This window comes from Microvirga antarctica, from assembly GCF_017921815.1.
In the GTDB taxonomy this organism is placed as follows: domain Bacteria; phylum Pseudomonadota; class Alphaproteobacteria; order Rhizobiales; family Beijerinckiaceae; genus Microvirga; species Microvirga antarctica.
Genome location: NZ_JAGEMM010000022.1, coordinates 1 through 408, shown reverse-complemented (window position 1 = coordinate 408; position 408 = coordinate 1). Strand labels below are relative to the sequence as shown.

Sequence of the window (408 nt, the reverse complement as noted above, 5' to 3'; positions counted from 1 at the left end):
GGCGCGGCGTTTCGTGGTACAGCGCCAGGCAGATGGCGTCAAGCAAGGTGGTTTTTCCCGCGCCGGTCGGGCCGGTAATGGCGAATAACCCGTTACTGGCAAACGGTTCGGCGGTAAAGTCGACCTTCCATTCTCCTTTCAGCGAGTTCAGGTTTTTCAGACGCAAACTGAGAATTTTCATGCCTCGTGCTCCTCATTCAACGCGTAGAGCGTGCTGGAAAAGAGCTGATTCAGGCGCTCGCGCTGCGGGGTATCTAACGCTTCCAGAGCCAGACGCCGCGCAAAAACCTCTTTCACGCTAAGCTCGCTTAATGTTTCCCGCCGCTCGTTCGCCAGCGAGCTCTCACGCTGTTCGCGGCTACGGCGCACCAGTAATACCTCTACGGGTAGCGACTCCGTTAGCGTCTG

Annotated in this window: 2 protein-coding genes; both read right to left on the bottom strand. The window is 57.6% G+C overall.

Annotation, left to right across the window (positions count from 1 at the left end):
- The coding region (locus tag J4G32_RS20700; RefSeq protein WP_210497514.1) for an AAA family ATPase at positions 1–181 on the bottom strand (181 nt) is incomplete at its 3' end.
- Positions 178–408: exonuclease SbcCD subunit D C-terminal domain-containing protein (locus tag J4G32_RS20695; protein ID WP_210497512.1), on the bottom strand; the 231-nt coding region annotated here is incomplete at its 5' end. The genes J4G32_RS20700 and J4G32_RS20695, both read right to left, overlap by 4 nt.